Genomic DNA, 26,939 nt, shown 5'->3' with positions numbered 1-26,939 from the left:
ATGAGTGCCGCCCGCAGCCTGCACCCCAGTCCGCGCACGCTGGAGATCGAAAGCCTGGACGGCTTCGACCGGCTGGTCGCGGCCGGGGCGAGGTCCATGCAGGGCTGGCATGCCCAGTCGCTGGACCTGCGCGGACGTACGGCGCAGCTCGACGCCATGCAGGCGCAGGGCGGAATTTTCCTCGGGTGCACCTTCGACGCCGGCGTGGAAGAATCACTGCGCAGCCGCGGCGCCCTCATCTTCCCCAAGCTTGAGGCAGTACCGTTCAACCCTTACCGCGGGCGGCTTTACACTCCGCAGGAGCTCTACGAGGGGATCACCGAATCGCGCTATGAGGACACCCCGGACGCCCGGGTGTACCAGTGGAGCATCCGGCCGGGACAGCGCCATCGCCTGGACGCGACCCTGGCCGCGGCCCTGCACGACCATTCGATCGGCGATGCCCTCGATGAGCTGACCCGCTCGGAACTCTGTGCCGGCCGGACCATGGTGGGTGTGATGGGCGGGCATGCCGCGCACCGCGGTTCCGCCGTTTTCGAGGAAGCCGCGCTGCTGGGACGGCTCCTGGCAAGGGACGGCCGGGTGGTTGCCACCGGCGGCGGTCCCGGCACCATGGAGGCTGCCAACCTCGGCGCCTACCTGAGTGATGCCCCGGAGCAGGACTTCCGGCGGGCCCTGGACGACCTCGCCGCGGTCCCCGGATTCCGACCCTCCGTTTCGGCGTGGGCGCGCTCCGCCGCCGCCGTCGTCGAACGCCACCCGGGCGGCACACCGTCGCTGGGCATACCCACCTGGTTCTACGGGCACGAGCCGCCGAACTTCTTTGCCACGCACATTGCCAAGTACTTCGCGAACGCCATCCGCGAGGCCGTCCTGCTGGAACTGTGCAACGGCGGCATTGTCTTCCTGCCCGGCTCCGGTGGCACGGTGCAGGAAATCTTCCAGGACGCCTGCGAGAACTACTACGGCACGCCGGAAACCATCATGCCGATGGTGCTGGTGGGGCAGGAGCACTGGCTCCGGCGCTACCCAGTGTGGCCCCTGCTGCAGAGCCTCGCGGCGGGACGGCGGATGGAGAGCAGGATCTTCCTGGTGGACACGGTCGAAGAGGCGCTCGCCGTCCTGGGCAGCTAGGCGCCTAGAGGTCCTTGCGGCACTGCGCCTTGCCCAGCTCGTACAGGCCGTTCAGGTCGCCGGCGGCCAGACCGTCCGGGGCGCCGATCTCCGGATACATGAGCTGCACCGGGTCGTTCACATGCTCCAGCCCCATCACGTGGCCGAGCTCGTGCAGGATCACCGCGGTGGCATACGCTGCGCCGTCCGTCCGGCCCAGGTCCTCTGCGATCTGCGGGGCATCGAGTTCCAGGCTGCCGGTGACGAAGGTCTTGGGCCCGTCGCCGAAGCTGAAGTGGGTGCTGCCCCCCGTGCCGATCACCGGGCCCTTGAGCTGCGGCGCCTGGTCCGGGGTGGTCCACGCGATCAGCAGCGGCGCCCAGCGTTCCCCGTAAACGTCCTTCTGGTACGGGACGCGGGACTGGGAGGGCGCCTCGGTGGTCGCGCCGTCATTGACGAACTTAATGCCGGTCGCCCGGGACATCGTCCTGATCGCGTCCTCGACCAGACGCTCGGCACCCTCGGGCGCTAGTGCCGCGTTCACTACGTAGTGCAGCGGCCGGCACGGCGAATAGCCCACCGGGGTGCCGTCGTCGTTCACGGCCAGGAACTTGTACGAGCTGCTGGCAACGGCCGGTTTCTGCGGGTGTCCGAGCGGTTTGTCCTGCTCTTCGACGCCGGGCGGGGGAGTGTCTGTCCGCACCGCCTCCGCCGACGCCGGCTGGCCGGGCTGGCCTGCCATCGCCGTGCCCGGTCCGGTGCCGCGGCTGACTTCGAAGAGTCCGGCGAAGCGCGGATCCCCGTAGATGAAACCGGCGGCCAGGAATGCGGCGCAGGCAATCAGCGCTGCGGTCGCCAGGCCGCGGAAGATCCTCCATGTGGTACGGGGGCGGCTGTGCCGAGGTGACCGGTCCCGGAACTCAGGACCCTCCACTAGGCGACCACGGCGCCGAAGGCCATGCCCAGCAGATAGGTCACGCCGGCCGCGCCGATGCCGATCGCCAGCTGGCGGAGGCCGCGGCTTGCGGGCGAGGTGCCGGACAGCAGGCCTACGACGCCGCCGGTGACCAGGAGCGCCAGGCCCACCAGGACGGCGGAGACCACGAGGGCGGCAATTCCGGTCATGCCCAGGACGAACGGGAGGATCGGCACGATGGCGCCGGACGCGAAGAAGCAGAAGCTCGACGCCGCCGCGCTCCAGGCGGTGCCGACGGCTTCGTGCTCGTCCCGGGTTTCCGGGACCTCCGGCTGCAGGGAAAGGCTGGGATCGCAGTCGCAGTCCAGAAGGCCCATGCGCTCCGCGACGCGGTGTTCTGCAGCTTCCCGCGACATGCCGCGGGCAAGGTAGACCAGCAAAAGTTCGTTGTGTTCGATGTCCAGCGAGGGTGCGGCGGACAGGGTGATCTGGGTGGGGCGGGTCGCGGCCAGGAGTTCGCGCTGGGAACGCACGGAGATGAATTCGCCGGCACCCATGGACAATGCGCCGGCCAGCAGCCCGGCGACGCCGCTGAGCAGGACCACGGAACTGCCCACGCCGGAGGCGGCCATGCCCATGACCAGGGACAGGTTGCTGACCAGCCCGTCGTTGGCGCCGAACACGGCGGCGCGGAAGGTGCCGGCCAGCCGGTTGCGGCCACGGGTGGCGAGGCCCCGGACCACTTCCTCATGGATCTGTTCGTCGGCGACCATGGCCGGCGTGGCGGAGGGGTCGGTGGCATACGGCGAGCGGCTTTCGGCCCGCTGGGCGAGGGCCAGGACAAACACCGAGCCGAAGTGGCGGGCCAGGAAGCCCAGCAGCTGGCTGCGGAGCGAGGCGGGGCGCGGGCGGCCCGCCTGGTCGCCGAGCAGCTGGAGCCAGTGGGCTTCGTGGCGGCCCTCGGCTTCGGCCAGGGCGAGGAGGATGTCGCGCTCTTCGCCGGTGCGGTTCTGGGCCAGGTCCCGGTAGACGGCCGCTTCGGCCCGTTCGTCGGCGAGGTACTGCCGCCACCGCTTGATGTCCGCGGAGCTCGGCGCCGCAGCGGGAGTCTCGTGGCGGAGTGCCGGGCTCTGGGGTCCGGTGTTGAAGGGATCAGATGTGGCGTGCTGGGACACGGAAGCTCCTGGGCTTGAAAGGGCATGGTTCGGCCCCGTTGCGTCTCCAGCGTACCGCGAATTTCCGCGGATTTTCGGCTGGTGATCCTGAGCGCGGAGTTTAGGCAGACCGCAAAAAAAGTACGGCGCCGCGGGGCAAATCCGGGCCGGGCCGCAGCCGGACTTGCCCCGGGCCGTAGAGCCCTTGACCGTCCGGGGCGGCAGTGTTCGAATGAAATCCACGGCGGGTTCTCCGGAGCCTGCTGCCGCCACCGAGGGCCTACGGAGGTTGCACCATGGACAACAGCGGATCCCATCCCGTCCAGCCGGCGAGGGACACGGTCGAATCTGATCCGGCCTATGACTACGCGGAGGACACCCCTGTCGATGCATCGGAGACCGAGGAGGAGGAACTGCTCGAAGAGGCCGATCGGCTGGTTCCGCTGGACAAGGACGATTTCCTCGGCGAGGACCAGCCGGTGGCGCCCCGGGACGGGGACGAATTCCGCCAGCCGGAGGAAGCGGAGTAAACGGCGCTCCCTAATGGACGTCGGCAGTTACGGTATTTGGGGCTGCCATTGGAACGGCGTGTGGAACGACGACGGCGGCGCCTCCCGGAAGGGAAGCACCGCCGTCGTCGTTGGTTCAGTTGCCGTTGGGATCCTCAGCCCGGCGGATCCAACGGCGAGACCGGGCGCTTGGCGCCCAGGATCCTAGTGGGTCAGGACAGGAACCTGTTCGTCCCCGGCCGCGCCGCCGGCCACCCGGCGGTGCCAGTTGGCCATGACCGCGGGATCCGTCGGCTTGGTCAGCAGCGACACCGCAATGTAGACCACCGCGGAGGCCAGCAGGCCGAAGTAGATCGGCTCGTTGGCGTAGATGCCGTCGAGCGGCACCTCGGCGTTGATCTCGAGGATGATCATGGTGCCGAGGGTGATGACCGAGCCCACGGCCATGGAGGCGGCCGCGGCAACACCGGTTCCTCGCTTCCAGACCAGGCCGCCGAGGATGGCAACGAGGAGCCCGCCGACCAGGATGTCGTAGGCGATGGTGAGGGCCGCGACGACGTCCTTGGTGATGATGGCGATGACGATCGCCACGATGCCGAGCCCCAGGACCCACATGCGGTTGGCCTTGACGTCGTGCTCCGGGTTGTCCGTGTCATCGGTGTTGATGTTCTTACCGAACCAGCTGGCGACGAACGGCAGCACGTCGGCGCGGGCCACGGTGGCGGCCGCGATCAGTGCGCCGGAGGCGGTGGACATCATGGCGGCAACGGCGGCGGCGAGGACGAGCCCGCCGATGCCGATCGGCAGGAGCTGCGTGGCAACTTCGGCGTAGACAACGTCCTTGCCGAGGGCCTTGACGTCGATGTTCGGCAGCGCGACGCGGGCGCCGAGGCCGATCAGGGCGCCGGCAGCGCCGTAGAGGATGCAGTAGATGCCGGCGGTGGCGCCGCCCCAGCGGGCGACCGTGGGGGTCTTGGCTGTGAAGACGCGCTGCCAGATGTCCTGGCCGATCAGCAGGCCGAGAGTGTAGACCACAAAGTAGGTGATGATGGTCTGGACGCCGATGCCGTCAATCTGGAAGAAGCTGGCATCCACGCGGGCACGGATGCCTTCGAAGCCGCCGGCGGCGTTGAGCGTGAACGGCAGCATCAGCAGGAAGATGCCGACTGTCTTGATGACGAACTGGACCTGGTCGGCCAGGGTGATGGACCACATGCCGCCGATGGTCGAGTAGACCAGGACGATCGCGCCGCCGATGGCGATGGCGAGGGCGCGGTCCCAGCCGAAGAGCACCACGAAGATGGTGGCGTAGGCGCCGGTGGACGTGGCGCAGAGCATCAGCGTGTAGGCCAGCATCACGATGCCGGAGGTCTGGGTGGCGTGGCTGCCATAGCGCAGGCTCAGCATCTGGGAAACGGTGTAGATTTTGAGCTTCTGGATGGTGCTGGCGAACAGCAGGCTGAGCAGCAGCACGCCGACGCCGATCGCGACCACGAGCCACATGCCGGAGATGCCGAACTTGTAGCCCAGGCCGACGCCGCCGACGGTGGAGGCGCCACCGAGCACGACGGCGGCCATGGTTCCGGTGTAGAGGAACGGGCCGAGGCGGCGGCCGGCCACCAGGAAGTCGCTGTTGTTCTTGGTGCGGGACTTACCCCACCACCCGAACGCCAGCATGGCGACCAGGTACACCACCACAATGGCGATGTTGACGAAACTTGCATCCATTAAGGGCTCCTCAGAGCTGTTCGGAGCAGGGCTGAACGGGCCGGCGCTCAGCAGGGCGCCGGGGATCAGCTGCTTCTTGACGGGTACGGTGACTGACTGCCGGCGGAAATGTCCTTTGGGTAAGGTGTCTTTTCGGCAGCTATTGCCCTATAGGCAACACTTGTTGCCAAACAGTATGTTGTGATCCGGGTAACAGTCAAGACGCATTACGCGTCGCGGGTGGATCCGGCGTCCACGACGGGCCGTCCCGCTAGTATTGCTCCAACGATGGGGCCGAGCGGCCGGCCGTGAAAGGTTCCTAAATGAAGGCTCTACCAGTAGAACCGAGCAACGTTCCCGTTGCCATCGGTTCCCGGATCCGCGCCGCCCGGCAGTCGCAGCGGCTCACCATCGAGCAGGTCGCCGACGCCACCGGGCTGACCAAGGGATTCCTCAGCCGGGTCGAGCGGGATCTCACCTCTCCGTCGGTGGCGTCCCTTGTGACACTGTGCCAGGTACTTTCCATTTCGATCGGCGACCTTTTTGCCGCCCCGGAAACGCATCTCACCAAAAAGAACGAAGGCCCGCGGATCTCGCTCGGCGGCGAGGGGATCGTTGAGCGGCTCCTGACCGCGCGCTCAGAGCGCCGCGTACAGATCATCCAGGCCGTGATCGAGCCCCGCGGCCGCGGCGAATCGGAACTCTACGCGGTGGACTGCGACGTCGATGTGCTCCACGTTGTCCGGGGCAGCATCCGGCTGATTCTCACCAATGAGGAATTCGAACTGCACACGGGGGACACCGTGACCTTCCCGGGCCGTGAGCCGCACACGTGGGTGAACCCGACTGACGACGCCGTCGAGGTCCTCTGGGTGCTGGTCCCCGCCGCGAGCCGCTAGGTTTCCGGGTCCGGGTTGGGGCTGCACCTTTGTGGCTGCGTTCCTGCCCAGTTACTCCCTATCCTGGCCGCCAGCAGCAGTTGGCAGTCCCCGGAATTCCGCGGGCACCGCTTTGTGGGCGCCGGAGTAACTAGGCAGGAGCGTCAGCGCGCGAGCTGTGGACGCCGGCCCAGCACCGCCCGGATCTCGGCCAGGACGCGCTCCGGTTCGAACCAGATGTGCTCGGGCATGTACCGGAGCACGGCAAAGCCGCTCAGGGTTGAGGCGTTGTTTCGGCCCAGGTCCCGGCGCAGGGACTCGCGGCTGGAATGGAACGCGAAGCCATCCACCTCGACAATCAGATATCCCTCGATCAGGAAGTCGACCCGGCCGATCCCGGGCAGGTAGACCTGCGCGTCGTAGCCAATGCCGTTGGACCGGAACAGGTGCTGGGCGTCGACCTCAACAATGGATTCAGTCCGCAAATCCAACTGGTGCAGCGCTTTCAGAGCCCGGCCGGACCGGTCTGCTGTGAGCTGGGCCTTCAACAGCTCGAGCGGGACGCCATGCAGGCGCATGGCAGAGGTGGCGATGGCTGTTGATGCCGGGGGAGCGAGGCACATTATTGCATGCAGCACCACGTCCTCGATCCCGGCCAACGGCAGCGTGGGATGACCGTCGAACCGGACCGTCCGGTGCCGGATGAAGCCATCTCCGCGGCCGTGGTTGCACGCGAGGTGGTGGCGGGCCGGGGCCTCTCGCAGCCAGAGACCGTAATGTCCCGCCGCGCTCGCGCAGCTGACCCGGGCGTTGTGCCGGATCGCGGCCCCGAACTCGGGTTGGCACTCGGGGAGGATAAAGACGCCGCGCCGGGGCTGGCAGACAACCGTGGCCAGCCGGGAAATGTCCGTCCGGGAGTAGCCGGCGGCCAACAGTTGCCCGGTCCGGGCGACGCCGCCGAGCTGGGTCAGGAAGTCCAAGGGGTCCATCCAGCCAGTACACGGCCGCGACGGCCTGGAAAGCGCCGGCGGATTGGGCTATCTGGATAAGTCACGCCCACAACTTCGTGGCTCGGTGCCCCTGGCCCGGCCGCGGTCCTGCCCAGTTACTCTCCGCGGCGCCGGCCCCAATCCAACACAGCCCCCGGTTTTCCGCGAAATCGCGCGGCGCGGGCGGCCTGCGGCTGGAAGTAACTGGGCTGGAGCGCAGGCCAACGGCTCGTCCCGGCCGTCGGCCGCCCTGGCGACCAGACCCAGCCAGCCCGAGGGGTCGAGCCTGAACATGGGCTTGGCGGGTGCCCCAGAAATGTTCAATTAGATCAGCAGGACATTCGGCCACGCTCCTGCCCAGTTACTCCCGGCAGGACCGGCCCCAGACAAACGCAGCCCCCGGATTTCCGTGGTTTTGCGAGGCGGTGGCGGGTTGCGAGCGTAAGTAACTGGGCAGGAGCGTCAACGCCGCCTATCTCAGTCCATCGCCGCCTACCCAGCTGCGCCCGTCAACAGTGGCCCGCCGTCTCAGCCCGCCAGTGGCCCGCCCGCCTCCGCCCGCCGCCACCAGGCTTGGCGCACAAGTAAACATTTGATGCACAAGGGACAACTTCGAGTGTATGATGGCTGTCACACCCGTCGGTCAATCCTCGAAGGAGAGGCTTTCTTTTGGAAGAGCTGCGCATCGAGGCCAATGGCAACCTTGGCCCCATCGATTCATCCCGCATTCCGCGCTACGCGGGAGCCGCCACCTATGCGCGCCTGCCGCGGCTGGACCAGGTCGCCAAGGCGGACGTCACCGTTGTGGGCGTGCCCTTCGACTCGGGCGTCTCGTACCGCCCCGGCGCCCGTTTCGGGTCCAATCACATCCGCGAGGCCAGCCGCCTGCTGCGCCCGTACAACCCGGCCTGGGACGTCAGCCCCTTCGAAAACATCCAGGTGGCCGACGCCGGCGACATGGCCGTCAATCCCTTCAATATCAATGAAGCGATCGAGACCATCCAGCAGAACGCCCTGGACCTGACCGCCTCCGGCAGCAAGCTGGTGACCCTCGGCGGGGACCACACCATCGCGCTCCCGCTGCTGCGTGCCGCCGCCGAACGAGCCGGTGAGCCCGTCGCGATGCTGCACTTCGACGCGCACCTGGACACCTGGGACACCTACTTCGGCGCCGAATACACCCACGGCACGCCCTTCCGCCGCGCAGTCGAGGAAGGCATCCTGGACACCGAGGCCATCAGCCACATCGGCACCCGCGGCCCGCTCTACGGCAAGAAGGACCTCGACGACGACCACCGCTTCGGCTTCGGCATCGTCACCTCCGCCGACGTCTACTACCAGGGTGTACTGGAAACTGTCGCCAAGGTCCGCGACCGGATCGGCAACCGTCCGCTCTACATCTCGGTGGACATCGACGTGCTCGATCCCGCCCACGCGCCCGGCACCGGAACCCCGGAAGCCGGCGGCATCACCAGCCGCGAGCTGCTGGAGATCATCCGCGGCTTCCGCGGCATGAACCTGGTCGGGGCCGACATCGTCGAGGTGGCCCCCGCGTACGACCACGCGGACATCACCGGTGTCGCCGCCAGCCATGTTGCCTACGAGCTCGTCACCCTGATGGCGGACCGCGCGGTGGAAGGCGACCGCTTCGGTGCAGCCAACGGCTACGCCGCCCAGGCCCTCGGCCAGGAATCCCACCGCCCGGCCGGCTTCGCGGCGCCGGCGTCCCAGCGTGTCGAGAGCGGGGTGTCCCAGTGACCGGCGTGCGCAACGGCGGCGACCTCGTCGTCGAGACCCTCGAGGCCCTCGGGGCCAAAACCGTCTTCGGCATCCCGGGCCAGCACGCCCTGGGCCTCTTCGACGCCATGGGCCGCGGCAACCTGCACTTCGTCTCCTCCCGGGTGGAGAACAACTCGGCCTTCGCCGCCGACGGCTACTCCCGCACCACCGGCGAGGTCGGCGTCCTCTTCCTCTCCACCGGCCCGGGCGCGCTGACGTCCCTGGCCGGGCTGCAGGAGGCCTACGCCACCGGTGTTCCCATGGTGGTCGTGGCGAGCCAGATCCCGCTGGAAGGACTCGGCGCGCGCCGCAAGGGCATGCTGCACCAGCTCGATGACCAGAAGGCCTCGGCCGCGAACGTCACCAAGAGCCAGCGGCTGATCCAGCACGCCTCGGGCATCCCCTCCGCCATCCAGGACGCCTGGACCGAGGCCATCTCCTCGCCGCAGGGCCCCGTGTGGCTGGAAATTCCGCAGAACGTGCTGCTGGATCCCATCATGGTTCCCCCGGTGGAGGACGCCCTCGCCGAAGCGGCCGACAATCCGCCCCGCGTCGAACTCGTCCGCGAGGCCGTGAAATGGCTGTCGACGGCGGAACGTCCCGCCATCATCGCCGGCGGCGGCACCCGACGCGGCCGGGCCGAGGACTCCCTGCTCTCCATTGCGGAGAAGCTCCGGGCTCCGGTCATCTGCACCCCCGGCGGCAACGGCGCATTCCCCTGGAACCATGAGCTCTCGCTGCAGTCCTGGATCGAGGACCAGCACATGACGGAGCTCCTCGAGGACGCCGACGTGCTGATCGTGATCGGCTCCTCGCTGGGCGAAGTCACCTCCAACTACTTCACCTTCGAGCCGCGCGGCCGGATCATCCAGATCGATGCAGAACCCCGCGTACTGGAATCCAACCGGCCCGGCCTCGGCATCCGGGCCGACGCCGGCCAGGCGCTCGCCGCCCTCGACGCCGCCCTGACGGAACCGCACGGGGAGCGTGCGGACTGGCACGGCACCTCGCCGGAGACGCTGGTCAAGGAAACCCTGGCCAAGGTCAAGGCCCGGCTGGAATCCCAGGACCTCGGCAAGGAACTCAAGTTCATGGCGGACATCCGGGAGGCCGTCCCCGCCGCCATGCAGACGTTCTGGGACATGACCATCTCCGCCTACTGGGCCTGGAGCTGCTGGGACGCCCGCGAGGGCCAGTTCCACTCCGCGCAGGGCGCCGGCGGACTCGGCTTCGGCTTCCCCGCGGCGATCGGCGGCGCCGTCGGCCTGGAAACAACCGGCAAGCCCGGCGGCTCGGCGCGCGTGCTCGCCGTCTCGGGCGACGGATCGGCGATGTACTCCATCTCCGAACTGGCCACGGCCAAGCAGCACAACGTCCCGGTTACCTGGCTGATTGTCGACGACGGCGGCTACGGCATCCTGCGCGAATACATGGTGGGCGCCTTCGGCAAGGCCACCGCCACGGAGCTCGCCCGCCCCGATTTCGTCAAGCTGGCCGAGGCCTTCGGTGTTCCTGCCGTCCGGGTTGCCCCCGAGGACGTCGGGGACGCGCTCAAAGCCGGTTTCGCCGCCGACGGACCGAACGTCGTCGTCGTCGAAACCCTGCTCCAGATGTTCGCCCCCACCCACCTGGAGGCCTGAGCGACTACGCGACTCCCACTGGAAAACGCTCAGCGCGGACCGGCAGCACTGCTGCCGGTCCGCGCCGGCGTTTAAGCCGGCGGCACCCCCGAAAACAGGGTTAGTTTCCCAAAGTAACTAATTTCCTGCTATATTTGTTGCCTAAGGCAAGCAAGGCCTGCAAAGGCAAGAAGTAGGGAGCCGTGATGGCAGTCGCGCCGGACACCGCAGCCAAACTCGTCCACCAGATCTTTGATCTGCAGCGCGCCGTCCGCTGCGTAGCCGCCGTAAAGCTTCGCGGCGAGGACACAGGTGTGGCCCTCCAGGGCGTGCTGCGTTTCGTGGGGGAGGGGGAAGCCCGTGCCACCACGCTCGCGGACCGGCTCGGAGTCAGCGCCCCCGTCCTCAGCCGGCACATCGCCGAACTGGAGGAACAGGGCTACGTGATCCGCCGGCCCGACCCCCTGGACGGACGGGCGCAGCTGATCGCGCTCTCCGCGTCAGGAGTCGAGAAGCTCCGTTTCATCGAGGAGCAGCGCGCCGCCGCCCTCCTTGGCTTCCTGCAGGACTGGAGCGAGCAGGACGTCGCAGAGACAACGAACACCCTCCAGAAACTTGCTGAGTCCCTCAGGACATCAGCCCGGGCAACGACGGCCGGATCCACCACCACGACCGACATTGTTTAAGGAACGCCCCATGGCAGCAATCACAGAACAGCCCCCCGCACCGCCGGCGGTGATGACCCACCGCCAGATCATGGAAGCCCTGACCGGCCTGCTGGCCGCATTCTTCACCGCGATCATCAGCAGCACTATCGTGGCGAACGCCCTGCCCACGATCATGTCCGAGCTGCACGGGACCCAGACCGACTTCGCGTGGGTCATCACCGCGGCCCTGCTGGCCAACGCCGCGACCACCCCGATCTGGGGCAAGCTGGCCGACCTCTTCAACAAGAAGTTCCTGGTCCAGCTCAGCATCGTGATCTTCGTGGCCGGGTCCGTCATGGCGGGCCTGTCGGAGACCATCCCGCTGCTGCTGACCGCCCGCGTCATCCAGGGCGTTGCCATGGGCGGGCTCACCGCGCTGGCCATGGCCATCATCGGCTCCATCATCCCGCCCCGCGACCGCGGCAAGTACTCCGGCTACATGGGCGCCGTCATGGCCGTGGGCACCGCCGGCGGACCGCTGCTCGGCGGTTTCATCGTGGACAGCCCGCTGGGCTGGCGCTGGACCTTCTTCGTCTGCGTCCCGCTGGCCGTGATCGCCCTGATTCTGCTGCAGGTCACCCTGAAACTGCCGCACGTCAGGCGCCCCGCGAAAATTGACTGGCTCGGCTCCATCCTGCTGACCTCCGGCGTGAGCCTGCTGCTGATCTGGGTGTCGTTCGCCGGCAACCCGGACTACTACGACTGGTGGTCCTGGCAGAGTGTGGCCATGGTGGGCGGCGGCGTCGTCCTGCTGGCATTGCTCGTCCTGGTGGAATCCAAGGTGTCGCAGCCCATCATTCCGCTGAAGATCATTTCGCAGCGCACCACCGCCCTCGCCATCCTGGCCTCAATCGCGGTCGGCGTCGGGATGTTCGGTTCGTCCACCTTCCTCGGACAGTACTTCCAGGTGGCACGCGGCGCGTCGCCCACCGAAGCGGGCCTCCTGACCCTGCCCATGATCGCCGGCAACCTCATCGGTTCCGTGGTTTCCGGGCAACTGATCAGCCGGACCGGAAAATGGAAGCGGTACCTGATCGCGGGAGCCATCCTGCTGATCAGCGGCCTCGGACTGACCGGAACCATCGATCACACCACCGAACTCTGGCAGACCGGTGTCTTCACCGCGATCCTCGGCCTCGGCCTGGGCCTGCTGATGCAGAACCTTGTCCTGGCCGTGCAGAACACCGTGCGGGCCAGCGACATCGGAACCGCCAGCGCCTCGGTGGCGTTCTTCCGGTCGGTCGGTGGCGCCATCGGTGTCTCTGTCCTGGGCGCCGTCATGGCCAACCGGGTCAAGGTACTCGCCACCGAGGGACTCGCCTCCGCGGGGATCCCCGTCGGCGGGGGCGCCGGCTCCAGCATGGACCTGAAGGACATGCCGCAGCCCGTCCGCGAAATCATGCGGGCCGCCTACGGCGACGCGACCGCCCAGATCTTCATGATTTCCGCGATCATCGGCCTGGTTGCCCTGGTGGCGATCCTCTTCATCAAGGAACAGCCGCTGCGGCGCACCGTGGACATCGTCAGCCCTTCAGTAAAGGGCGACGGCGGCCAGGCCCCGTCCGCCGCGACTGCGGTTGAGTCGGCGGCCCCCGCCTCGGCGGCATCCGCCAGCCCCGTGGCCGGGACCGGAATCGTCGACCTCGACCGGGAATTCGTCGACGTGCTCAGCCGGGAGCGCGAAAGCCACCGCTTGGGCGACTGAGCGGGCTGCAAGCTGGCGGTTCCGCGGCCGTCCCGGACAGGGGCGGCCGCGGGCTCGACGGGAATTAGCGGAGCGAAAGTACGCCGTATGGATGATTTTCCGCCGCAGATGTTCCCCGCGGGCCGGTCGTTTCGTACAGTTGGATGGCTATGGCTGTCGGCCCCCTCTGCTAGTAATAGGAGCATCCGGTGGATGTTCCCTCGCCAGAACCTTCTCCAGCCTCATTTATTCGGTATTTCCTTAAGGACTCGTGGGCATGCTTGTCACTCTCATACGGCGCTATTCGAAGCCGTATCTGCCATACATCTGGGCAGTCATTTTCTTCCAGCTCGCCTCTACCATCGCGGCGCTGTACCTTCCTAGCCTGAACGCGCAGATCATTGACGAGGGCGTCTCCCGCGGCGACACGGACTACATCTGGCGCACCGGCGGCGTGATGCTCGGCGTAGCGCTGATCCAGGTCGCCACCGCGATCGCCGGGGTGTACTTCGGGTCCAAGGCCGCCATGGCTTTCGGCCGCGACCTGCGCCGCGGCGTGTTCCGGAAGGTCACGAGTTTTTCCGCGAAGGACGTCAACGTTTTCGGCGCCCCGACGCTGATCACGCGCGGCACCAACGACGTCCAGCAGGTGCAGATGCTGATGCTGATGGGCCTGAACTTCATGGTGGCCACACCCATCATGTGCATCGGCGGCATCTTCATGGCCGTCCGCGAGGACCTCAACCTGTCCTGGCTGGTCTGGGTTTCGGTGCCGGTGCTCATCGTGGTGGTGGGCTACCTCGTGGTCCGTCTGATGCCGCTCTTCCGGTCCATGCAGGTCAAGATCGACCGGCTCAACGGCATCCTCCGCGAGCAGATCATCGGCATCCGCGTCGTCCGTGCCTTCGTCCGCGAACCCCACGAGGCCGAGCGGTTCGGCGCGGCCAACAAGGAACTGACCGATGTCTCGCTGAAAATCGGTGCGCTCTTCGTGCTGATGTTCCCGGCTATCGGCATGATCCTGCACATCTCCACCGCCGCCGTGCTGTGGTTCGGCGGGCAGCGGGTCGACGCGGGCGAAATGCAGGTCGGCCAGCTTACGGCCTTCCTGCAGTACCTACTGCAGATCCTGATGGCGGTCATGATGGGTACCTTCATGGCCATGATGATTCCGCGCGCCTCGGTCTGCGCGGACCGCATCGGCGAGGTGCTCGACGTCGAACCTTCCATCCACGAGGCACTCACTCCCGTGGCGCCGGCCGCAAAGGCGGGCCGCGTCGAGTTCCGGAACGTGTCGTTCGCCTACCCCGGCGCCGAGGCGCCGGTGCTGAGCGACATCAGCTTCACCGCTGAGCCCGGCCAGACCGTGGCGATCATCGGCTCCACCGGCGCCGGCAAGTCCAGCCTGCTTTCCCTGCTGCCCCGCCTCTACGACGCCGCCTCGGGGGAGGTGCTGCTCGACGGCGTCCCCGTCACGCAGCTGGACCGGGCGGAAATCACCGAGCGCGTCGCCATGGTGCCGCAGCGGCCCTACCTGTTCTCGGGGACCATCGAACACAACCTGCGCTTCGGCAAGCCCGAGGCCACGGACGAGGAACTGTGGGACGCGCTGACCGTGGCCCAGGCCGCAGACTTTGTGCGCGAGAAGAAGAACGGACTCGGCTCCCGGATTGCCCAGGGCGGCACCAACGTCTCGGGCGGCCAGCGCCAGCGGCTCTGCATTGCCCGCGCCCTCGTCACCGAGCCGAAGGTCTTCCTGTTTGACGACTCCTTCTCCGCCCTCGACGTCGCCACAGACGCCAGGCTCCGCCGGGCACTGAAGGCGAAAACCGCCGATGCCACCGTGATCATCGTCGGCCAGCGCGTCTCTACTATCGCCGACGCCGACCAGATCCTGGTCCTCGACAACGGACGGATCGTGGACCGCGGCACGCACGAAGAACTGCTGGAGACTTCCAGTACCTACCAGGAAATTGTCGAATCCCAGCTGACCGCGGAGGCAGTGGCATGAGCACCAAAGAGAACGTCTCGCCAAACGCCGGAAAGCAGGCCGAGCCGGCCGCCGAATCCCAGCTCTCCGACCCGCAGGTCCCCGGCGCGGATCCGGACGACGATTTCTACGAAGAGGAATACCGGCCTGGCGAGGCCGACGGCGGCATGTTCGGCGACATTCCGGCCAAGAAGGCCCAGCATTTCTGGCCCTCCGCGAAGCGGCTGATGGGCCTGCTGAAGCCGGAGCGGGCAGGCATCATCGTCGTGCTTGCGATGGTGACGGTCGCCGTGGTCCTCAACGTCGTGGCGCCGCGGATCCTCGGCCAGGCGATGGACGTGATCTTCGGCGGCGTCGTCGGCAAGCAGCTGCCGGCCGGCGGCACCAAGGAGCAGTTCGTCGAGGGCCTGCGCGCCCAGGGGCAGGACAACTTCGCGGACATGCTCTCCAAGATGGACGTTGTCCCCGGCGTCGGCATCGATTTCCAGGAGCTCGCGTTCCTGATCAGCGTGGTCCTGGTGATGTACTTCGTCGCCAACATCTTCCTCTGGCTGCAGGGCTATGTCCTGAACATCCTGGTCATGCGGGTTGTCCGCAAGCTGCGTGACGATACCGAGAAGAAGCTCAACAGGCTCCCGCTGAACTATTTCGACACCCGCCAACGGGGCGACATCCTCTCCCGTGTAACGAACGACGTGGACAACATCCAGCAGGCGCTGCAGCAGGCCTTCGCGCAACTGGTGAACTCGGCGCTGACGGTCATCGGCATCGTCATCATGATGTTCATCGTGTCCTGGCAGCTGGCGCTGATTGCCCTGGTCGCGCTGCCGCTCTCGGCTGTCGCCGCCGGTATCATCGGCTCCCGCAGCCAGAAGCTCTTCGCCGCCCAGTGGAAGAACACTGGCGAGCTCAACGGCCAGATCGAGGAGTCCTTCTCCGGCCACGACCTGGTCCGGGTCTTCGGCCGAGACGCCGACATGCTGGAACGCTTCGACGAGCGGAACGAGGCCCTCTACAAGGCCAGCTTCGGGGCGCAGTTCGTCTCCGGCATGATCATGCCGGTCATGCAGTTCGTGTCCTACCTCAGTTACGTCGGCATCGCCGTCGTCGGCGGTCTCCGCGTGGCTTCCGGCGCGATGAGCCTGGGCGACGCCACCGCGTTCATCCAGTACTCGCGCGAATTCACCCAGCCGCTGGGCCAGATGGCGGGCATGGCCAACATGCTCCAGTCCGGCGTCGCCTCCGCGGAGCGGGTCTTTGAATTCCTCGACGCCGACGAGCAGGACGCCGAGACCGCCACCGAGCAGCTGCCGGCCAAGACCGACGGCCACGTCGAGTTCCGCAACGTCACCTTCAGCTACACCCCGGACAAGCCGTTGATTGAGGACCTGTCCTTTACGGCCGAGCCCGGGCACACCGTCGCGATCGTCGGCCCCACCGGTGCCGGCAAGACCACCCTGGTGAATCTCGTGATGCGCTTCTACGAGCTCCAGGACGGCAGCATCACCCTCGACGGCGTCGACATCACCCATCTGAGCCGCGCGGAACTGCGCGCCAAGGTGGGCATGGTGCTGCAGGATGCCTGGCTGTTCGGCGGGTCGATCTACGACAACATCCGCTACGGCAAGCTGGACGCCACCGAGGAACAGGTGATGGAGGCGGCGAAGGCCACCTTCGTCGACCGCTTCGTCCGCGCCCTGCCGGACGGCTACAACACCGTCATCGACGAGGAAGGCAACAACGTCAGCGCCGGCGAGAAGCAGCTGATAACCATTGCCCGGGCCTTCGTGGCCAATCCTTCGCTCCTGATCCTGGACGAGGCCACCAGTTCGGTGGACACCCGTACCGAAGTGCTCGTCCAGAAGGCGATGGCCGCCCTGCGCACCGACCGCACCAGCTTCGTGATCGCCCACCGTCTCTCCACCATCCGCGACGCCGACACCATCCTGGTGATGGAGGCCGGCCGGATCGTGGAGCAGGGTGCCCACGCCCAGCTGCTGGACCTCAAGGGCGCCTACTACCGCCTGTACATGTCCCAGTTCGCCGGTGAGGACGCCGACCAGGTGCTCGAGGACGACGCGACAGCGGTGCACAACTGAGCACCGACGGCCGTGCGGCAGAGTCCGCAGAGCCAGCGTCCGTGCAGGCCCGGCGCATCGAGGTGCAGATCCCGATGCGCTGGGGCGACATGGACGCCTACGGCCACATCAACAACGTCCAGATCGTCCGGATCCTCGAGGAGGCCCGCATCGCGGCTTTCGGGCCGCCCCGGGGCTCCGGGCTGCCGGGCCTTGAGCCTCCGGTTCCTCTCTTCAACGAGGTCCCGGAGGGGACGCTCGCGTTGATCGTGGAGCACAAGATTCGCTACGTGCGGACGCTCGAGTACCGCAATGTGCCGGCCCTGGTCCAGCTGTGGATCGGCGCGGTGAAGGGTGCCAGCTTCGACATCCACTACCTCGTCCAGGATCCCGTCACCCGGGAGGACTGCGTCCGGGCCACKAGCCATCTGGCGTTCGTTGACGAGGCCACCGGAAGGGTGCTCAGGCTGACGCCGGAGCAGAAAGGGAAGCTCGCCCGGTTCACGCCGGTTCACTCCGGATGAGCCAAGCTTCCTCCCAGCGTGCCGGGCAGAACCGGTCCCATGGCCTCTACCTCGCTCTACGTATCGTCCCTAGAATGAACAATCTGAGGGCAGTCAGCCCCGAAGCCAAGGAGCGCGGATCATGGCGAACAAACGAGCACAGATGATGGCGAACAAGCGCAAGAACTACGCCCGGAAGAAGGCGTGGAAAGACCTCTCGCCGGCGGCGAAGTTTGGAACCATCACCACCGCCGCCGTCCAGCTGTCGCTGCTTGTCGCGGCCCAGACGGACATCACGCGACGCCCGGCGGATCAGATCCGCGGCAGCAAGGCGATGTGGCGCGTCGCCACGCTGATCAACTTCGTCGGGCCGGGCAGCTACTTCACCTTTGGCGTCAAGCGGCATCCCGCCGTCAAATAGCGACGGCTGAATGGGAGGCTGGCCGCTCTTCCGGACCTACTTCTCAGTAGGTTCCGGGCGCACCGTGATGCGGGCTGTCAGCTTAAGCCTGTAAATTGAAAGCATGACCCCATCCAAAAAGCCTGCCATGCACCGCGCCCTCGGCATCTCCAAGGAGATCGAAGACGCTGCGTGGTTTGTCTTGGGGCCTGGGCTGCATGGCAAGCCGTCCGCCTTGGACGGACGCACCAAAACGTGGTCGGTGCAGGCCGCCGCGGAGCTGCTGGACCGCCTCGAACGCGGGGTCCCGGATCCCAAAGCCCCCATGATGACCAACCTGCGGCAGAACCTCCAGGACGCGTCCCGCGGCGCCAAGCAGCTGGCCGTGGAGCTGCTGTTCCTGCAGTCCCTGCCGTTGGCCCACGAGGTGAAATCCCTCAAGGTCAAACGCGCACGGGTGGCGGAGGCCGCGTCCTGGCTGGAGCCGCCGCTGGAACTGCCGGACGAGCTGTTCGCCGGCATGACCGATCACGGCGTCATCCGTGACCGCACCGCTGAGTTCAACTGGACCATCTGGGACCACCTGAAATGGCTTTGCCGGTTCGTGCAGCACGTCGCCCAGCGTCCGCCCGGCGCCGTCGCGGCGGCCRTGAAGGATCCGCTGGCCTTCCACCAGCTGGTGGCCGGCGCCCCCGATGACCAGCCGGCCATCCGCCGCAGCATCGAATTCCTGGTCTGGCCCAGCTACTTCGAGCCGGTGGTGGCTGACGTCGAGCGCCAGGAGATCCGCGACGCGTTTGCCTCCCTGGTGGGCGGGGCGAAGGGCGATACGGACGAGGAAATCTCCGCGGACATCCACCGCATCCGGCTGCACCTCGACGAACAGGCCGGGCAAAGGATCGACTGGTACTCCCGGCAGCTAGTGAGCCAGTGGCGAAAGGTGGGCGACCCCGGCCGGCGTGCCTGGCTGCTGCGCACCCACCACGACAACACCGACCTCCTCGGCGCCTGGCAGGCGGAGGAGTCGGTAACGCTCGACGTCGAGCACCTCCGCCTGCTGGACCCCGGCGTCACCGCGGGGCTGGTCCAGCACGCCGTGGACGAGGACTACAAGCACCTCGGCTACGTGGAGCGGGAGGACACCAAGACCGCTGTTTTCGCCTTCCTGACCGTGATGAAGCCCGGCGACCTGACCCTGTACCAGAGCGCCGGCACCGTCCGGGTGGGGGTGGTTCTCGGTGAGCCTGAGCACCACGAGGACAACCGCCGGCTGCGCCGCAAGGTCCGCTGGTTCGACGAAACCCACAACATGACCGAGCTGCCCCGCCACGTGCAGCGGCAGCTGGCCACCTCCGGCATCATCGTGGACATCACCCGTGTCATCCAGGCCCTTGAAGCGCTGCTGCCCGCGGAAGCGGAAGCCGAGCCCGGCGACGGCACCGAGCCGGCCGCCGTCGTCGAACCTGCCATTGAAGGGTTCCGCCCGCTGACGCCGGAGTTCGCCGCGTCGCTGCACATGGACCTGGAGCCGCTGCAGGAGATCGCCGAACTGCTGGAGGAGAACCGGCAGCTGGTGCTGTACGGCCCGCCCGGCACGGGCAAGACCTACCTGGCCAAGCACCTGGCCGCCCAGCTCGCCGGCGACACCACCGACGAACGCGTCAAGCTGGTGCAGTTCCACCCCTCGTACGCCTATGAGGACTTCTTCGAGGGTTTCCGCCCGGACAAGACCGAAGAGGGCCAGGTGTCCTTCAAACTCGTGGCCGGGCCGCTGCGCCGGATCGCCGAAGAGGCGGCCAAGCCCGGGAATGAGAGCAAGCCGTACTTCCTGATCATTGATGAGATGAACCGGGCGAACCTCGCGAAGGTGTTCGGAGAGCTGTACTTCCTGCTCGAATACCGCGACGACAGGATCTACCTGCAGTACAGCCCCAACGAGCCGTTCACACTGCCGGACAACCTCTACATCATCGGCACCATGAACACCGCGGACCGGTCCATCGCGATGATGGATGCCGCCATCCGCCGCCGCTTCTCCTTCATTGAGCTGCACCCCAAGACCGAGCCGGTGAAGGGCTCACTGCTGCGTTTCCTGCAGGCCCGCGACCTGGATACGACGCCGGCCCTGCTGATGGACGCTCTCAACGACGCCATCGATGAGTGGGACCGGGACCTCATGATCGGCCCGTCCTACTTCATGAAGAAGTCCGCCCAGACGCCCAAGGGCCTGCGCCGGATCTGGAAGTACGAGCTGATGCCGCTGCTGGAGGAGCACTACCACGGCCAGCTGAACCGGGCCCAGCTGGAGGAGCGGTTCGGGCTGGACCCGCTGCTTGACCGCCTTGCGCGCGCCTAGCCAGCCGAAGCCCGCCGGCCACGGCGCACCGGGTTCCCTGCCTGCGCGTCGGATCGTCCTCGACGAGCTCTCCGGCGGCGTCGTCGACCGGCTGGACCCGGACAGCGCGGCCTTCCTCAACGGCAGCGGCCTGGCCAAAGCCTCGCCGATGGGCCTGGGGCTGTACCGGATCGAGCCCGTGGGCAAAGTCGGCTCGGTGCGGACGCCGACGGTGCAGCTCGAAGTGCGGCCCAAGGAACGGCTCGGCCTGGACCGGCTCCTGTTCCTGCTCGGCTACGCCGGGGACCAGGGCTTCCGGGAGGATTCCGTCGCCGCGGTCGAGGAAGCGGATCTGTGGAGCGCACTGGCGGAGTCGCTCGCACAGCTCTCGGACCGTGCGCTCAGCCGCGGCGTCCTGCAGGGCTACCTGAATGTCGACGAATCGCTGCGGACGGTCAAGGGCCGGATCCGCATCTCGGACCAAATCTCGCGCCGGCCCGGGATGCTCGTGCCGCTTGAGGTGTCCTACGACGAGTTCACCGAGGACATCGCGGAAAACCGCATCCTGCGGGCGGCGCTGGAACGGATGTCGCAGGTCCCGGGTGTGCGGCCTGAGGTGCTGAGCCGGCTCCGCCAGCTCAAGGGCAAGCTCGCCGCCGTGACCCGGCTGCAGTCCGGCGCTCCCTTGCCGGCATGGCGGGCCAGCCGGATGAACACCCGGTACCAGGCTGCGCTGCGGCTCGCCGAGGTGATCCTGCGCCACGCCTCGGCGGAGGCCGGCGACGGCACGCAACAGTCGGCGTCGTTTGTCGTCGACATGTCCGTGGTCTTCCAGGACTTCGTGGGGAGCGCGCTCCGCGAGGCCATGGCCGCATATCCGGGGGAGATGCGCCTACGCTACAACGCCCTGCTCAACGAGGCCGTGCGTGATTCAGACCGGATCGTGGTGCAGCCCGGCGCCGTGCACTTCCTGGGCGGGCGGCCCGTGATGGTCTACGACGCCAAGTACCAGGCCGAGGCCGACGCCGGGGCGTCCCTGTCGGGGGACCACTACCGGATGCTGGCGTACTGTACGTCCCTGCGCGTGCCGACGGCCTGGCTGGTGTATCCGGGCGCGGGCGAGATCAAGCTGCGCAGGATACTCAACACAGACATCGACGTGGTGGAGTTTCCCCTCGACCTGTCGAGGCCGCCGTCGGAAATTCTGGCCTCCGTGGCGGACCTCGCACAGCAGTCTTGGGGCGAAGTAGTGCGTCAGGCGACCATCAGCCGCTGACATACGCTTTGGATTCGCCGCTAGCTGGCTTCCTCGTCCACGGAAACAGACAGGAGGTGGCTCAAGAGGGCCTTCTCCGGCTGGCCGGGGTTGTTGGCGACATGCCGGCGAAGTTTTTCGCGCACCTGAGCCTCTTCGGGCTTGGTGTCGGAGAGAATCGCATCAATGATCGCGGATACCTGCCGACGCAGGGGTTCGAGATCCGGATCGACTTCGGGGGACCGCCGGTACTCCTGCGGCCGAAAGCCAGGGGAAGACTTTGACGGCCAAGTGGCAGTCATGGGCGACGTAGTGGACCTCAGCAAGTGCGGCATCTGGCGCTCCCGTGGAGTAGTAGTACGACTAAGTGCGGACCCGGTAGGGTCGTTGTCCCCAGATTCGGATATTACCCGAGGCAGAACAGTCTGTCTCGCATACACGCAAAGTGATTCTTATGCCGCTCTCAGCTAATGCCGGACTATCAGCACCGCGGCCGCGTGGCGCGGCCGACGGCGGGTCCGTTGCGCCCGGGGTCCGGGAAAGGATTCTCACGGTCGCCTACGAACTGTTCTCCGCCCGCGGTGTCCGCGGCGTCGGCGTGAACGAACTGATCAGCCGCTCGGGCGTGGCGAAGGCGAGCTTCTACCGGCACTTTGCTTCCAAGGATGAACTGGTGCTCGCGTTCCTGGCGCGACGGGACCAGCAGTGGACCGTGGACACGATTGTCGCCGAAGCGCTGCGGAGGGGAGCCAACCCTGAGGAGCAGCTGCTGGCGATCTTTGACGTGTTCGCCGACTGGTTTGCGCGCGAGGACTTCGAAGCGTGTTCGTTCGTCAACGTACTGCTCGAGATGGGTCCCGGACATCCCCTCGGCAGGGCCAGCATCGACTACCTCGCGAAGATCCGCGGCCACGTGCAGCAGCTGGCCGAGGAAGCGGGGCTGCGGGATCCGGAAGAGTTTTCCCGGTCCTGCCACATCCTGATGAAGGGCTCGATCGTTTCAGCGGCCGAGGGGGACCTTGCCGCGGCCGGCCGCGCCCGGCAAATGGCCGGTTGGCTGATCGACCACCACCGGGCTTAGTCTTCTGGGGCGGAGGCCGACGCGGGGCGTGCTGCGGCGGGTGGTTTTGGGGCGGCGCGTGCTGCGGTGGGGCGGGGGTTGCTGGCCAGCAGGAACTCGTCCAGCTGCTTTTCCAGCGCGGAAAGATCCTTGAGCCCGCACTCCCAGACGGTGAGGACTTCCCAACCCAGGCTCGCGAGCTGATCGCGCTGTAGGGCGTCGCGGTTCCGCGTCCGGGTGCGTTTGGTTTCCCAAAACTCGGCGTTCGCCTTGGGCGCGTGTTGCCCCACCCTGCAGTCATGGAAGTGCCAGAAGCAGCCGTTGACGAAGATGACTTTGTGGCGGCCGGCGAAGACCAGGTCCGGGTTGCCGGGGAGGCGTCCACCGCGGGTGGTGCCGTGCAGCCGGTAGCGGTAGCCCTTGGCGTGCAGCAGCTTCCGGACCAGCAGTTCAGGCTTTGTGTTCTTCCCGCGGATACGGGACATATTCCAGCTGCGCCGCTCGGGTGTCAGCTTGTCCGCCATGAATTAAGTCTAGGCGGCGGTGTCCGGTCTGACGGCGGACCGATGTGGTCTCGCGGGATTGGGCCATTTAACGCTCGACGGCGGTGGCCAAGCCGAGCAGGCGACGTTGCCGCCGTCGTACGGCTGTTAGATCTCCCGCTCCGGATTCTCGCCGAACTGGAAGTGTCGCCCGCTGACGGTGGTGGGCTCGATCTCGACGTAGAAGTCCTTCAGGGTGGGTACCCACGGCTTGAGCCCCAGGGCCTCTGCCGCTGCGATGTCGGCGGACTGGTCGAGCACCCTGGCCGTGCCGCGAAGGACAACCGACCAGGCTTCGTCGGAGAGGATGCCGTCCGTTTCGAACAGCACTTTGGCATTGATGGTCAGTTCAGCGAGTTTGTTGCCGGGGGCTGTCCGGAGGTAGAGCTTCCGGGCGCTCGCGGCGTAGTTCACTGGGAAGATGTCTGGCTCGCCAGCCACGTTGACCACGAGCCGGCCGTGTTTGGTGCCCTCAATCAGCTTCCAGCACTGATCGTCGTCGAGTACGAGGACGGGGTTTTCGTCTGCATGTTCGAACATCATGGGTTCATTGTTCTGGCCCGTGTAGAAAAGCGCCAGAGGCTTGCGAGGGGAAATCGGCGGGGGCCGGGGTCAATCGAGCACCTGTGGATAACTTTGATGTCCGGAATGTGATGTCAGTTACCCTTAAGGCATTGTTTGGCTTCAGGCGTCTTGATTTTCTATCGGGGGGAATAGCTGACCATGACATCTCGCACTTCAACCTTCGGCCGCCGCCGACGCATTTGCGCGGTCATGGTTGCGATGACCCTGTTGCCAATCACAGCGTGCACTGGTGGAGGAACAACTCCTGGTGCAACAGCCGCGCCCGCGACGTCGAGCTTGGCTGGGACGCCGACTCCCACGGCTACCCCCACCCCGACGGCCAGCTACAAACCGGCGGACGCCTCGGGCAGGGCACAGAACGTGCCAGTTCCGGTGCTGCCGGAAGCTGCGAAGGCGGAGACCAAGGAAGGGCTCGAGGCGTTCGCGCGGTATTGGTTTCAGCTGCTTAGTTATGGCTACGAGACCGGCGACATATCGCGGATTGTGGAAATCACGAGTCCGGGTTGCCGAGCATGCGAGCGGGCAAAGGCAGTCATGACGGGTTGGAACGAGCAAGGGCGGTGGCTGGTTGGTGGCAGGGTGGATACACCCTCCGTCAGCACGACATTTGTCGTGGCACCCGATGGCAACTATCAGGTCGCTATCCAAGGTTCACAATCGTCGATTTCCTACTACAACGCCGGTGGAACACTGCATCAAGCCGACCCAAAGCCCGAGGACACTGGCAATTTAATGCTCGCTATTTTCCGCGATGGCGCCTGGTACGTGAATAACATTCAGCCAATAGTCGGCTAGCCAAATGAAAAAGTCATTGTGGTTCAGACTAGTCTGGCTCGCGGCAGTAGTCGCCGGACTGCTACAACCCGTGCCAGCGTTTGGTGCCAATGACTTGCCGCCTATTACCGGTGACTGGGGAGAGGACACCGTCGATGTAGGCGGCTGGACGGTCGACTCAGGCACGGGTCGATTCGTCTGGGCCGAACCGGGAGCCACGCATGCCGACCCCAACCAATACAAGTACGAGCTGCAGTGCCACCTGGGCGGCGGCGACTTTGACACGGACTGCCTTGCCGTCCTCGTGGATTGTAAGAATGGGCCCGACGGAAAAGAAGGAATTCCAGTCGTCTGGCTGAAAGCGCCGGCGGGAGTGCCGAATCCAACATGGACCTTTCACTCCGGACCCACGTGTCTCTTCGACCCGAGACCGGAGGACTTGCTTCCCAGAATTGCCGCCATGATCCAAACGGAATTCCAACGGTTGCCGGTCGCTGCAGGTTCCGTCACGGCCCAGCCGAGCCCGCACACTCTCAGGGGCGCTGAGACCAACTTCTTCGCGGCCGCGGCCGAGCAACAATTCGACGTCACCATCCTGGCCCAGAAGGTGCATGTTGTCGCCAGACCCGTCCAATACACCTGGAGTTACGGCGACGGTACCTCGTTTGGGCCGCAGACTGCCGCCGGCGGCCCCCTCCCCCAGGAGCGCTGGGGCGAAAAGACCGCCACCAGCCACGTCTACACCCAGACCGGCGACTTCCCAGTGGTGCTGACGACCCACTTCCAGGGGACTTACTCTGTCAACGGCAGCCCTCCCTTGCCTATCCCGGGCCAAGGCCAGTTCAGTTCGCCCCCACAAACTGTGAGCGTGTGGCGTTCCATCACCCGGAACTACGCCGACGACTGCCTCCGCAACCCACAGGGTCAGGGTTGCCCAGGCGTCGCGCCTCCGGCGCCTTAGGGCTTGGACACGCTGGTCCACAACACCGGCACCGCGGTGAAGATGATCGTCCACCGGCAGTGATCCGAGTCGCACATGGAATAGTTGCAGGCGCCCTGCAGTTGCCGCATACAGACTCCAATGTCTTGTGAAAGGAACTGCATGCTGTTTTCTCCGATGACCCTCGGCGAGCTGGAACTGCCCAACCGACTCGTGATGGCGCCGCTGACCCGCGTCCGCTCCGGCAGGGAAGGCATCCCCGGGCCTCTCGTGGTCGAGCACTATCGGCAGCGTGCGTCGCTCGGACTGATTGTCAGCGAGGGCACCTACCCCAGCCGCGCCGGCCGGGGATTCCCGGGCCAGCCCGGCCTCGTGACCGAGGAACAGCTCAAGGGCTGGGCCAACGTCACTTCCGCTGTGCACGCCGAGGGCGGCCGAATCTTCGCCCAGGTCATGCACGCCGGACGCGTCACGCATGAAGACACCAACGGTGGCCACGAAGTCGTCGCGCCCAGCGCCATTGCGATCGACGGCCAGACCCGTACCTACGAGGGCAAGCAGCCCTTCCCCGTGCCCCGCGCTCTGTCCACTACTGAGCTTCCGGGCATCGTCCAGGAATTCGTCACGGCGTCCCTCAACGCGATCGGTGCGGGTTTCGACGGCGTCGAGCTTCACTCCGCCAACGGCTACTTGCTGCACGAATTCCTGGCTCCGTCCTCCAACCAGCGCGATGACGTCTACGGCGGCTCGCCGGCGAACCGGGCACGTTTTGTCATCGAGGTAGCCCAGGCCGTCGCAGACGCCGTCGGAGCGGACCGGGTCGGCATCAGGATCTCGCCGGAACACAACGTCCAGGGAGCTGTTGAGATCGACGAAGCGGATGTCAATGAGACCTACCAGCTCCTCGTGGACGCACTGGCGCCCCTGAAGCTCGCCTACCTGAGCGTGCTGCACAAGGACCCCACGAGCGAGCTCGTGCGGGACCTGCGCACCCGCTTCGCCGGAACCTTCCTGCTCAACTCCGGATTCGGTGTCATCACCACCCGCGAGGAAGCCCAGGCCCTGGTTGCAGACGGCCACGCTGACGCCGTCGTCGTCGGACGGCCCGCCATCGCCAACCCGGACCTGGTCCGCCGCTGGCGTGAAGGACTCCCGACCAACGAGCCGGACCCGGCCACGTACTACACCGACGACGCCAAGGGCTACACGGACTACCCGGCGTACCAGAACTAGTACCGGCCGTCTCCCAGCAGCACACCCGCACCGCACCGCTGGACATGTCCCTCGGTTGCTACCTTCACGACTGGACATGTCCCGCGGCGGTCGCGGAAGGTGGGCAGAATGCCATTCTGCCCACCTTCCGTGCTTAAGAATGGACATGTCCCTTGGTCGCGGGTGCGAGGACTGGACATGCTCGGTGGT

Annotated in this window: 24 protein-coding genes; 17 read left to right on the top strand and 7 right to left on the bottom strand. The window is 66.5% G+C overall.

Going from position 1 to position 26,939, the window contains the following annotated elements:
• Entirely contained in the window at positions 1-1,134 is a 1,134-nt protein-coding gene (locus tag AB4Y67_RS06110) for an LOG family protein (protein ID WP_441404895.1), read from the top strand.
• 4 nt (positions 1,135-1,138) lie between these two features.
• Here the strand turns inward: AB4Y67_RS06110 and AB4Y67_RS06105 are convergent, their stop codons facing one another.
• Positions 1,139-2,047 carry a matrixin family metalloprotease gene (locus AB4Y67_RS06105; protein ID WP_441404894.1) on the bottom strand — a complete coding sequence of 303 codons (909 nt, stop codon included), beginning with the start codon at positions 2,045-2,047 and terminating at the stop codon, positions 1,139-1,141.
• Complete coding sequence (locus tag AB4Y67_RS06100) at positions 2,047-3,204, bottom strand: VIT1/CCC1 transporter family protein (RefSeq protein ID WP_441404893.1); 1,158 nt, start codon at positions 3,202-3,204, stop codon at positions 2,047-2,049. The genes AB4Y67_RS06105 and AB4Y67_RS06100 overlap by 1 nt, the downstream gene beginning before the upstream one ends.
• 275 nt (positions 3,205-3,479) lie before the next feature.
• On the opposite strand from AB4Y67_RS06100, the gene AB4Y67_RS06095 reads away from it, so the two are divergent.
• The gene (locus AB4Y67_RS06095) at positions 3,480-3,713 is read left to right on the top strand and encodes a hypothetical protein (RefSeq protein ID WP_441404892.1); all 234 of its coding nucleotides are present in this window, start codon (positions 3,480-3,482) and stop codon (positions 3,711-3,713) included.
• 183 nt (positions 3,714-3,896) lie between these two features.
• Here AB4Y67_RS06095 and AB4Y67_RS06090 read toward each other — a convergent pair whose 3' ends face one another.
• Positions 3,897-5,420 (bottom strand): sodium:solute symporter, encoded by a 1,524-nt coding sequence (locus AB4Y67_RS06090; RefSeq protein WP_441404891.1) that lies wholly within the window; start codon positions 5,418-5,420, stop codon positions 3,897-3,899.
• Between the two features lie 302 nt (positions 5,421-5,722).
• Between AB4Y67_RS06090 and AB4Y67_RS06085 the strand changes: the two genes are divergently transcribed.
• Positions 5,723-6,298 carry a helix-turn-helix domain-containing protein gene (locus AB4Y67_RS06085; protein WP_066433908.1) on the top strand — a complete coding sequence of 192 codons (576 nt, stop codon included), beginning with the start codon at positions 5,723-5,725 and terminating at the stop codon, positions 6,296-6,298.
• Between the two features lie 143 nt (positions 6,299-6,441).
• Here AB4Y67_RS06085 and AB4Y67_RS06080 read toward each other — a convergent pair whose 3' ends face one another.
• Positions 6,442-7,266: a DUF559 domain-containing protein gene (locus tag AB4Y67_RS06080; RefSeq protein WP_441404890.1), complete on the bottom strand. Its 825-nt coding sequence runs from the start codon at positions 7,264-7,266 to the stop codon at positions 6,442-6,444.
• 669 nt (positions 7,267-7,935) lie between these two features.
• Here AB4Y67_RS06080 and speB point away from each other — a divergent pair.
• From speB to AB4Y67_RS06030, 10 genes are all read left to right on the top strand, one after another.
• Complete coding sequence (gene speB / locus AB4Y67_RS06075) at positions 7,936-9,024, top strand: agmatinase (protein ID WP_441404889.1); 1,089 nt, start codon at positions 7,936-7,938, stop codon at positions 9,022-9,024.
• Positions 9,021-10,685: a thiamine pyrophosphate-binding protein gene (locus tag AB4Y67_RS06070; protein ID WP_441404888.1), complete on the top strand. Its 1,665-nt coding sequence runs from the start codon at positions 9,021-9,023 to the stop codon at positions 10,683-10,685. Before speB ends, AB4Y67_RS06070 begins: the two co-directional genes overlap by 4 nt.
• Positions 10,686-10,870: 185 nt before the next feature.
• Positions 10,871-11,350, top strand: coding sequence for a MarR family winged helix-turn-helix transcriptional regulator (locus tag AB4Y67_RS06065; RefSeq protein WP_441404887.1), 480 nt, complete (start codon positions 10,871-10,873; stop codon positions 11,348-11,350).
• Between the two features lie 10 nt (positions 11,351-11,360).
• A complete protein-coding gene (locus tag AB4Y67_RS06060) occupies positions 11,361-13,076 on the top strand; it encodes an MFS transporter (RefSeq protein WP_441404886.1) in 1,716 nt (571 codons plus the stop codon).
• Positions 13,077-13,332: 256 nt separating this feature from the next.
• Positions 13,333-15,066, top strand: coding sequence for an ABC transporter ATP-binding protein (locus tag AB4Y67_RS06055; RefSeq protein WP_441404885.1), 1,734 nt, complete (start codon positions 13,333-13,335; stop codon positions 15,064-15,066).
• Positions 15,067-15,212: 146 nt separating this feature from the next.
• Positions 15,213-17,144 carry an ABC transporter ATP-binding protein gene (locus AB4Y67_RS06050; protein WP_441405013.1) on the top strand — a complete coding sequence of 644 codons (1,932 nt, stop codon included), beginning with the start codon at positions 15,213-15,215 and terminating at the stop codon, positions 17,142-17,144.
• Between the two features lie 74 nt (positions 17,145-17,218).
• Positions 17,219-17,647, top strand: coding sequence for an acyl-CoA thioesterase (locus AB4Y67_RS06045; RefSeq protein WP_441405012.1), 429 nt, complete (start codon positions 17,219-17,221; stop codon positions 17,645-17,647).
• Between the two features lie 121 nt (positions 17,648-17,768).
• Complete coding sequence (locus tag AB4Y67_RS06040; protein ID WP_441404884.1) at positions 17,769-18,047, top strand: hypothetical protein; 279 nt, start codon at positions 17,769-17,771, stop codon at positions 18,045-18,047.
• Between the two features lie 103 nt (positions 18,048-18,150).
• Positions 18,151-20,382: an McrB family protein gene (locus tag AB4Y67_RS06035; RefSeq protein WP_441404883.1), complete on the top strand. Its 2,232-nt coding sequence runs from the start codon at positions 18,151-18,153 to the stop codon at positions 20,380-20,382.
• A 37-nt stretch (positions 20,383-20,419) separates the two neighbouring features.
• Positions 20,420-21,637, top strand: coding sequence for a 5-methylcytosine restriction system specificity protein McrC (locus tag AB4Y67_RS06030; protein WP_441405011.1), 1,218 nt, complete (start codon positions 20,420-20,422; stop codon positions 21,635-21,637).
• A 20-nt stretch (positions 21,638-21,657) separates the two neighbouring features.
• Here AB4Y67_RS06030 and AB4Y67_RS06025 read toward each other — a convergent pair whose 3' ends face one another.
• Positions 21,658-21,918 (bottom strand): hypothetical protein, encoded by a 261-nt coding sequence (locus tag AB4Y67_RS06025; protein WP_441404882.1) that lies wholly within the window; start codon positions 21,916-21,918, stop codon positions 21,658-21,660.
• 152 nt (positions 21,919-22,070) lie between these two features.
• Here AB4Y67_RS06025 and AB4Y67_RS06020 point away from each other — a divergent pair, with 152 nt between their 5' ends.
• Positions 22,071-22,697, top strand: coding sequence for a TetR/AcrR family transcriptional regulator (locus AB4Y67_RS06020; protein ID WP_441404881.1), 627 nt, complete (start codon positions 22,071-22,073; stop codon positions 22,695-22,697).
• On the opposite strand, the gene AB4Y67_RS06015 is transcribed toward AB4Y67_RS06020, so the two are convergent.
• Both AB4Y67_RS06015 and AB4Y67_RS06010 read right to left on the bottom strand, forming a co-directional pair.
• Positions 22,694-23,200 (bottom strand): very short patch repair endonuclease, encoded by a 507-nt coding sequence (locus tag AB4Y67_RS06015; protein WP_441404880.1) that lies wholly within the window; start codon positions 23,198-23,200, stop codon positions 22,694-22,696. The genes AB4Y67_RS06020 and AB4Y67_RS06015 overlap by 4 nt on opposite strands.
• Positions 23,201-23,326: 126 nt before the next feature.
• Positions 23,327-23,761: a pyridoxamine 5'-phosphate oxidase family protein gene (locus AB4Y67_RS06010; RefSeq protein ID WP_441404879.1), complete on the bottom strand. Its 435-nt coding sequence runs from the start codon at positions 23,759-23,761 to the stop codon at positions 23,327-23,329.
• A gap of 180 nt (positions 23,762-23,941) precedes the next feature.
• Between AB4Y67_RS06010 and AB4Y67_RS06005 the strand changes: the two genes are divergently transcribed.
• The 3 genes from AB4Y67_RS06005 (at position 23,942) to AB4Y67_RS05995 (ending at position 26,750) form a co-directional block, all read left to right on the top strand.
• Positions 23,942-24,598, top strand: coding sequence for a DUF6318 family protein (locus AB4Y67_RS06005; protein ID WP_441404878.1), 657 nt, complete (start codon positions 23,942-23,944; stop codon positions 24,596-24,598).
• A gap of 439 nt (positions 24,599-25,037) precedes the next feature.
• Positions 25,038-25,538, top strand: a complete 501-nt coding sequence (locus tag AB4Y67_RS06000; protein WP_441404877.1) for a PKD domain-containing protein — start codon at positions 25,038-25,040, stop codon at positions 25,536-25,538.
• Positions 25,539-25,679: 141 nt separating this feature from the next.
• On the top strand, positions 25,680-26,750 hold the full coding sequence (locus tag AB4Y67_RS05995) for an alkene reductase (RefSeq protein ID WP_441404876.1): 1,071 nt from the start codon (positions 25,680-25,682) through the stop codon (positions 26,748-26,750).
• Positions 26,751-26,939 lie beyond the last annotated feature (189 nt).

Source organism: Arthrobacter sp. YAF17 (assembly GCF_052113365.1).
Lineage (GTDB): Bacteria > Actinomycetota > Actinomycetes > Actinomycetales > Micrococcaceae > Arthrobacter.
This window is presented reverse-complemented; position numbering and strand designations above follow the sequence as displayed.

What these genes read in the sequence shown, in the direction of transcription:
- AB4Y67_RS06005 (WP_441404878.1), top strand. Translation starts at nt 23,942, where the DNA reads ATGACATCTCGCACTTCAACCTTCGGCCGCCGCCGACGCATTTGCGCG.
- AB4Y67_RS06025 (WP_441404882.1), bottom strand. Translation starts at nt 21,918, where the DNA reads ATGACTGCCACTTGGCCGTCAAAGTCTTCCCCTGGCTTTCGGCCGCAG.
- AB4Y67_RS06040 (WP_441404884.1), top strand. Translation starts at nt 17,769, where the DNA reads ATGGCGAACAAACGAGCACAGATGATGGCGAACAAGCGCAAGAACTAC.
- AB4Y67_RS06050 (WP_441405013.1), top strand. Translation starts at nt 15,213, where the DNA reads ATGTTCGGCGACATTCCGGCCAAGAAGGCCCAGCATTTCTGGCCCTCC.
- AB4Y67_RS06055 (WP_441404885.1), top strand. Translation starts at nt 13,333, where the DNA reads ATGCTTGTCACTCTCATACGGCGCTATTCGAAGCCGTATCTGCCATAC.
- AB4Y67_RS06080 (WP_441404890.1), bottom strand. Translation starts at nt 7,266, where the DNA reads ATGGACCCCTTGGACTTCCTGACCCAGCTCGGCGGCGTCGCCCGGACC.
- AB4Y67_RS06095 (WP_441404892.1), top strand. Translation starts at nt 3,480, where the DNA reads ATGGACAACAGCGGATCCCATCCCGTCCAGCCGGCGAGGGACACGGTC.
- AB4Y67_RS06085 (WP_066433908.1), top strand. Translation starts at nt 5,723, where the DNA reads ATGAAGGCTCTACCAGTAGAACCGAGCAACGTTCCCGTTGCCATCGGT.
- AB4Y67_RS05995 (WP_441404876.1), top strand. Translation starts at nt 25,680, where the DNA reads ATGCTGTTTTCTCCGATGACCCTCGGCGAGCTGGAACTGCCCAACCGA.
- AB4Y67_RS06010 (WP_441404879.1), bottom strand. Translation starts at nt 23,761, where the DNA reads ATGATGTTCGAACATGCAGACGAAAACCCCGTCCTCGTACTCGACGAC.
- AB4Y67_RS06110 (WP_441404895.1), top strand. Translation starts at nt 1, where the DNA reads ATGAGTGCCGCCCGCAGCCTGCACCCCAGTCCGCGCACGCTGGAGATC.
- AB4Y67_RS06060 (WP_441404886.1), top strand. Translation starts at nt 11,361, where the DNA reads ATGGCAGCAATCACAGAACAGCCCCCCGCACCGCCGGCGGTGATGACC.
- AB4Y67_RS06065 (WP_441404887.1), top strand. Translation starts at nt 10,871, where the DNA reads ATGGCAGTCGCGCCGGACACCGCAGCCAAACTCGTCCACCAGATCTTT.
- AB4Y67_RS06000 (WP_441404877.1), top strand. Translation starts at nt 25,038, where the DNA reads ATGATCCAAACGGAATTCCAACGGTTGCCGGTCGCTGCAGGTTCCGTC.
- AB4Y67_RS06015 (WP_441404880.1), bottom strand. Translation starts at nt 23,200, where the DNA reads ATGGCGGACAAGCTGACACCCGAGCGGCGCAGCTGGAATATGTCCCGT.
- AB4Y67_RS06090 (WP_441404891.1), bottom strand. Translation starts at nt 5,420, where the DNA reads ATGGATGCAAGTTTCGTCAACATCGCCATTGTGGTGGTGTACCTGGTC.
- AB4Y67_RS06020 (WP_441404881.1), top strand. Translation starts at nt 22,071, where the DNA reads ATGCCGCTCTCAGCTAATGCCGGACTATCAGCACCGCGGCCGCGTGGC.